This is a genomic window from Lachnoclostridium sp. (genome assembly GCF_031997925.1).
Classification (GTDB): domain Bacteria; phylum Bacillota; class Clostridia; order Lachnospirales; family Lachnospiraceae; genus Lachnoclostridium.
Genome location: NZ_DAMADT010000007.1, coordinates 41,662 through 48,642 on the forward strand (window position 1 = coordinate 41,662; position 6,981 = coordinate 48,642).

Below are 6,981 nucleotides of genomic sequence, written 5' to 3' on the forward strand. Positions count from 1 at the left end.
ATCCTGCTTTTTTAGTGGCGTTGTTTTTAGTCACTTTATCTTTATACAGGATAGTTATATGTTGAATCCTAGACCATATTGGATATAATTTAATATCTTGTCATTATGATTATGATGAAGTATTAGGATAAGGGGGAGTGCGACGTGATTATACTCATACTATTAACTATTATTGTATTGGTTTTATGGGGTCTACATAAGCGAAAGAGTAAGAGAAATTTAACATTATTACGCATAAAAGAAGCTTGGGAAGATGTTTCTTCTAAAGACAATAGCAGTACTGATTTGGAGATGCTTCGGGAAGAGTATAAGACTTATATTACAGATAAAAATAGTATCGATGAACTTACCTGGGATGACCTTGAGATGGATAAAGTCTTTCTTAAAATGAATTTTACTTCCTCGCTTGCTGGTGAAAGTTATCTGTATGAGTTACTACACAAACCACATTTGGAAGAAGAACTTAAGGAACGGAACCGCGTAATAGAGATTTTAACTAATTCTAGTGATTTGAGAACAAAGCTTCAGTATAGTCTTTCCGCTATTGGTAAAAGCTGTAGTAGTTCTTTATATGATTATTTACTAAACTGTGAAGAGTTAAAGGCACCGAATAAATGGCCTCATATAATTAGTGCAATATCTCTTATTAGCTCAGTGGTATTGATTTATTTTAGCAGACTTGTAGGTATACCTCTGTTCTTCATAGTTCTTTTACTAAGTGTAGTAACATATTTTAAAGATAGAGCATCAATGGAAAGTGACTTACCACTCGTTAGAATCGTTGGTAATATGTTAATGGCTGCCAAAGAACTTAGTCAAATAACTGATGCAAGCCTATCCTGCTATTTTAATCAGATAAAATTTAGCCAAAAGCTGTGCAAACAATTTAAGAGTACGATCCGTGCGATTAGCTCTGGTGTAACCACTTTTGCCTCAGATATTGATATCGTTTCTGACTATCTAAGAATATTAACCCATATGGATATTCTTCTCTATAGCAGATATATAAAAAAATTAAAAGCATATTATAAAGAATTAATTCTCATTTATCAAATCATAGGTTTCTTAGATAGCATGGTTGCAATAGCAAAATATCGAAAAAATCAGTTGTATTTTTGTACCCCTAATTTTACTGATACCTTAAGTATTGTTACTACCGACATCTATCATCCACTGATTAATACTGCTGTAGCTAATGATTTTACAGGAGAAAGAAGCACGTTGATCACAGGTACAAATGCTTCAGGTAAGTCAACATTTTTGCGTACTTTAGGAATTAATGCTTTGTTAGCGCAAACTATTTATACAGTGCATGCAACACGTTTCGAAACTAACTTTTATCATATTCATACATCGATTTCATTAAAAGATGATTTAGAACAGCATGAGAGTTATTATATGGCAGAAATAAAAGCTTTGAAGAGAATTTTTGATAGTGCTAGGGAAGGGAATAAAGTTCTATGCTTTATTGATGAAGTTTTAAAAGGAACGAATACATTAGAACGTATCGCAGCCTCAACCGAAGTATTAAAAGAACTTTTACAGTTTCAAGTATTGTGCATCGCTGCGACACATGATACGGAGCTCACTAAATTATTAGATGGAATATATCAAAATATGCATTTTATAGAAACAATCACGGATAATGAACTTCATTTTGATTATAAAATCAAAGATGGCGTGTGTACCTCTGGAAATGCTATAAAATTATTGGAAATCATGGGATTTTCAAAAGAATTAATTCAGAATTCAATAGATAGAATACAATCCTTTAAAGAGACAGGTGGTTGGTATTAGAAGCAATATATTTTATTGGACGTAGAACACTTGGTGTTGGAACATTTCAAATTAAAAGTGGCAATTTTCACAACGATAGGTTCGGGGATAATAAATGTGCATAACAGGGCTTCCACTAACTATATCGTTATTAAGATACAGGGCGGTTTTTGGTAATTAATTAAAAAAACAACCAAGAAACCACTGATTTTTATACAAAGGTTGCTCAAAAACTTACAAAAAAAATTAGTCAAAATGTTACAAAAAAAATTAGTTGACAGTTTCTAAAGTTAGTGCTAAACTTTCAGATAATTTCAAATCAAAACAGCGTTGATAAGGAATAGTATATAGTCACTTGATTTCAGAGAGAGAATGATTGGTGTGAATTCTTAAGATGGTGATATAGAAGGCACCTTTGAGCTATGGATTGAACAGGAATTACCTTAGTAGATACCATCGGAATCCCGCCGTTATCTTCGGGAACAGCATAAAGATGTTACATTTTCTCGTGCTGACAAAGAGCAGATAACGCAAAAAAAATCAGCCAGCTGATTTCCTTGTTAATATCTGAATTTAGGTGGTACCGCGGATTATATTCGCCCTAAGCTTTATAGCTTAGGGCGTTTTTTAATTTATTGAAACTTCAGCTGCAAACGAAAGAAAAAATATCTGCTAAGGTTAATACTTCACACATTATTTAAATTTAAAAAGGAGGCTTATTATGAGCAAATTTTCAATGGAACAAATGGTTGCATACTGTAATCAGTACGGATTTATCTTTCAAGGAAGTGAGATTTATGGAGGTTTAGCAAACACCTGGGATTATGGACCTTTGGGCACCAGGCTTAAGAATAACATTAAAGATGCTTGGCGTTATTATTTTATTCAGAATAGGGAAAGTAGTTATGAATTAGATTCTGATATTCTTATGAATCCGAGAATTTGGCAAGCTAGCGGGCATTTGTCTAGTTTTACTGATCCTTTACTTGATTGTAAAAACTGTAAAACAAGGCATCGTGCTGATAATTTGATTCAAAACTATAAGGATGATTTAAATGTGGATGCTATGACACAGATTGAAATGTCTAACTATATTCAAGAGAATAGAATTCCATGTCCTATTTGTGGTTCTAGTAACTATACTAATATTCGTCAATTCAATCTAATGTTTGCAACAAAACGTGGTGTAACAGAAGATAGTTCCAATACTATTTATTTACGACCTGAAAATGCTCAGGGTGAGTATGTTAACTATCTAAATGTAATGCGAACTACGCGAGCAAAGCTACCATTTAGTATAGGTCAAATCGGTAAAGCGTTTCGTAATGAAATTACACCGGGTAACTTTACCTTTCGAACAATTGAATTTGAACAAATGGAATATCAGACTTTCTGTAAACAAGGATGCGATGAAGAGCTTTATCAATATTTTAAAGATTACGGCACATCATTCTTTGAATACTTAGGTATAGACAATAAGCATCTTAGATTCCATGACCATGAAAAGTTGGCTCACTATGCAAAAGCAGCATGTGATATCGAGTATTTGTTTCCTTTTGGTTGGGGAGAAATCAATGGAACCCACAATCGTACGGACTTTGATTTAAAAAGACATCAAGAGTTTTCTAAAGTAAACTTGGAATATTTTGATGAAAACAGCAGGGAGAAATTTATTCCGTACATCATAGAATCAACTTATGGATTAGATAGAATCGTACTTGCAGTTTTATTCGAATCTTTAGTAGAAGAGAAGATTAACGAGAATGATAGCAGATTAGTGCTTAAGATTTCAAAAAATCTTTCACCAGTCAAAGTAAATGTTTTACCTCTTATTAAGAACCGCCACAGTGAGAAAGCAAAGGAGGTTTATCAGTTACTAAGAAAACACATGATGGCTAGTTATGATGAGGCAGGAACTATTGGAAAGCGCTATCGAAGAGCTGACGCCATCGGAACACCATATGCTGTCACAATAGATGATGAGACGTTAGAGAAGGGACTTGTTACTATTAGGGATAGGGATACAATGGAGCAAAAGGCTGTTGCTTTAGAAAACGTTCTTAAAGAGCTTAAAATAATATTAGAAATATAGGTATAATGGGCAGGTGGTTTCTATGATGACATAACAAATATAGGTGCAATTCATTTTTATACTGCTAACATTGATTGGGTTGTGGATTTAATAATCAACTTTCAAGGAAAAATCCGAATAATACCATAAAGGTAAAAAGCATTTCGTTGAAGCCAAGCAGTAACTTTTTACGCTTCTCCCAAAACTCAATTTGTCCGTTATCTGGAGATGTTTGTCCACGGTTGCTACGCGCTTTTATCAATCGTTCACAAACATTATCCGAGGACAGATGAAAAATAATCGGGTCCATAGGGCGAATAATTTGAATCAATGCATCCATATGCTACACCAGTTCAGTTTCCGATGCGTTGTAATTACCAATCGTAAATATCTATTCTAAAACGTATTCTAAGGCATTTACTCTATAACATACTCTAAGACATCACTCTAAAACATACTAAAAAAACCTCTACTCCAAAATCATAATAAAAAATATTAACAATATTAAATCATTATAAAAAACATAATTAGGATTGCTTCATGGTAAAATGTAGGGTATCATAGATTTTATAAATTAAAAATATTGGAGATAAATGTGAAAAAATTTGTTTTTACATAGGACAAAAACAATTTTGTTTTCAATGTAATATAGCGCAAAACGCTAGAATGGAGGTTATAGTATGCGTTTTCAAGAAATTGACTTACTAAAAGAAGATATGAATCCGTTTCACAAGATAGGAAAAGAGTGGTTTTTAATTACTGCTGGTGATAAAGTCGGATATAATATGATGACAGCATCCTGGGGCTTTTTAGGTGTAATCTGGGGGAAAAATACTGCAATCTCTGTGGTTCGTCCACAACGCTATACGAAACAGTTCGTTGACAAAGAAGAATACTTTACTATGAGTTTCTTTGGAAATGAGCAAAGAGAAGCATTAGCATTTTGCGGAAGCAAAAGTGGTAGAGATTATGACAAGGCTAAGGAAACAGGCCTTACCCCTATGTTTCTCGATGAGACGGTATCATTTGAAGAGGCGGAACTTGTCCTTGTATGTAAGAAAGTTTATGTTGATGAGATTAAGAAGCAAAACTTCCTTGATATGATGATTCCAGAGGCTAATTATCCAAAGCAGGATTACCATACGGTTTATGTGGGAGAAATTGTGAAGGCATACCGTAAGGGTTAATATATATGTCACTTTGACAAGTAGATACTTTAACATAACTTGCATAAGAAGGAGAGTATAGAGAATGACAGAGAAAATTACCACGGTGTTATTTGATTTAGATGGGACGTTGTTACCATTTGACCAAGAGGAATTCATCCACAGTTATTTTAAACGCCTCGCCATCAAACTAATTCCTATGGGATTTGAAAAAGACGCTCTGATTAAAGCTATCTGGACCGGTATGGAAGCAATGATTCACAATGACGGAACGAAGATAAATGAGGTAGCTTTCTGGGAAGTATTTGAAGGCTTGCTTCATACGAAGCGTGAGTTATTAGAAGAGGTATTTTTAGATTTTTATCAGAATGAATTTGATGCCGTTAAAGAAGTTGTAAAAGGTGGAATTGACCGCAGAGCTATTATTGAGAAACTTAAGTCCAAAGGATATCAGTTAGTCTTGGCAACAAATCCTGTATTTCCAAGAGAAGCGGTAGCAACAAGATTATCTTGGATTCAGTTATCTCTTGATGATTTTTCTTACGTTACATCATTTGAAAATAGTAGCTATTGCAAACCAAGTTTGGGATATTATCTGGATATCTTAAGAGCTATCGAAAAGAAACCAGAAGAGTGTGCCATGATTGGAAATAACACCTTAGAAGATATGATTTCAGGAAAACTAGGCATAACGACGGGCCTTGTTACTACAAATCTTGAGAATCAGAATAATTATGATGTGAATGAATTCACTCATGGAACGTTAGAAGAAGTAGTAGAAAACCTTTTATAAAACTATAAAGATAATTCGGTCATTATTTACCTTTCTGATAGGAAACTAAGGGTCTATTTTACCGAAGATATGGAGTGAAAGATGAGTCAATTATTAATTAAAAATGGAATCATTTACAATAGTACTGAAATTATGCCTTATCAGTCTGATATTCTAGTTGAGGATGGTAAGATCATAAAAATAGAAGAGAAGATCACTGAAACGAAGGAAATGAAAGTCATTGATGCGACAGGCCTTTTTGTATATCCGGGTTTAGTCGAGGCACATTCCCATATTGGTCTTGATGGATATGGTATAGGGTTTGAAGGCCAAGATTACAATGAGATGAATGACATTTTAACTCCGCAACTTAATGCAATCGATGGAATTAATCCTATGGATGTTACACTTAAAAAAGCAGCACTTGGTGGAGTAACCTGTGCAGCAACGGGACCTGGAAGTTCTAATGTACTTGGTGGAACATTTACTGCTATTAAGATGACTGGGGATCGTGTAGATCACATGGTGGTGAAAGATAAGGTTGCTATGAAATGTGCTTTTGGAGAAAATCCAAAGAGAATCTATAAAGATAAAAATAACTTTTCTAGAATGTCCACAGCCTCTAAACTTAGAGATATGCTAAATAAAGCGAAAGAATATCAAGCAAAACTAGTTGCAGCTGGAGAAGATGTATTTAAAAAGCCTAGCTATGATGCGAAGTTAGAAGCTCTTTTACCAGTTTTAAATCACGAAATCCCTTTAAAAGCGCATGCACATCGCGCTGATGATATCTTTACAGCAATACGAATTGCAAAGGAGTTCAATTTAAGATTGACAATTGAACATTGTACAGAAGGCCATCTTATAACTGAAGAATTACAAAAAGAAGGCTATCCAGTAGCTGTTGGGCCTTCCTTTGGTCACGCAACCAAATATGAACTTCGCAATAAAACATTTGAAACTCCTGGTATCTTAGCGAAAGCTGGATTACAGGTATCCATTATTACGGATAGTCCTGTTATTCCTCAACATTATCTAGCATTATGTGCTGGTTTAGCTGTAAAATCAGGAATGGAGCCATTTGCAGCATTACAAGCAATTACCATTAATCCTGCAAAACATATCGGTATTGAAGACCGTGTCGGTTCACTTGAAGTAGGAAAGGATGCTGACATTGTCATCACAGATGGAGATAT

The 6,981-nt window shown here is 34.3% G+C and carries 6 protein-coding genes and 1 other annotated feature; of the genes, 5 read left to right on the top strand and 1 reads right to left on the bottom strand.

What is annotated here, in order from left to right; translation table 11 throughout:
* The first annotated feature begins 144 nt into the window (after positions 1-144).
* Positions 145-1,797 carry a MutS-related protein gene (locus RTP52_RS06860; RefSeq protein WP_312370074.1) on the top strand — a complete coding sequence of 551 codons (1,653 nt, stop codon included), beginning with the start codon at positions 145-147 and terminating at the stop codon, positions 1,795-1,797.
* A gap of 300 nt (positions 1,798-2,097) precedes the next feature.
* Positions 2,098-2,383: a binding site (T-box leader), on the top strand.
* A 114-nt stretch (positions 2,384-2,497) separates the two neighbouring features.
* Positions 2,498-3,868 (top strand): glycine--tRNA ligase, encoded by a 1,371-nt coding sequence (locus RTP52_RS06865; protein ID WP_331661063.1) that lies wholly within the window; start codon positions 2,498-2,500, stop codon positions 3,866-3,868.
* Positions 3,869-3,962: 94 nt separating this feature from the next.
* Here RTP52_RS06865 and RTP52_RS06870 read toward each other — a convergent pair whose 3' ends face one another.
* Complete coding sequence (locus RTP52_RS06870) at positions 3,963-4,187, bottom strand: hypothetical protein (RefSeq protein ID WP_312370076.1); 225 nt, start codon at positions 4,185-4,187, stop codon at positions 3,963-3,965.
* A gap of 340 nt (positions 4,188-4,527) precedes the next feature.
* Here RTP52_RS06870 and RTP52_RS06875 point away from each other — a divergent pair, with 340 nt between their 5' ends.
* From RTP52_RS06875 to RTP52_RS06885, 3 genes are all read left to right on the top strand, one after another.
* Positions 4,528-5,034: a flavin reductase family protein gene (locus RTP52_RS06875; protein ID WP_312107490.1), complete on the top strand. Its 507-nt coding sequence runs from the start codon at positions 4,528-4,530 to the stop codon at positions 5,032-5,034.
* 64 nt (positions 5,035-5,098) lie between these two features.
* Positions 5,099-5,806 (top strand): HAD family hydrolase, encoded by a 708-nt coding sequence (locus tag RTP52_RS06880; RefSeq protein WP_312370078.1) that lies wholly within the window; start codon positions 5,099-5,101, stop codon positions 5,804-5,806.
* A gap of 81 nt (positions 5,807-5,887) precedes the next feature.
* Positions 5,888-6,981, top strand: a 1,094-nt coding sequence (locus RTP52_RS06885; protein WP_312370080.1) for an amidohydrolase, incomplete at its 3' end; no start/stop codon positions are given.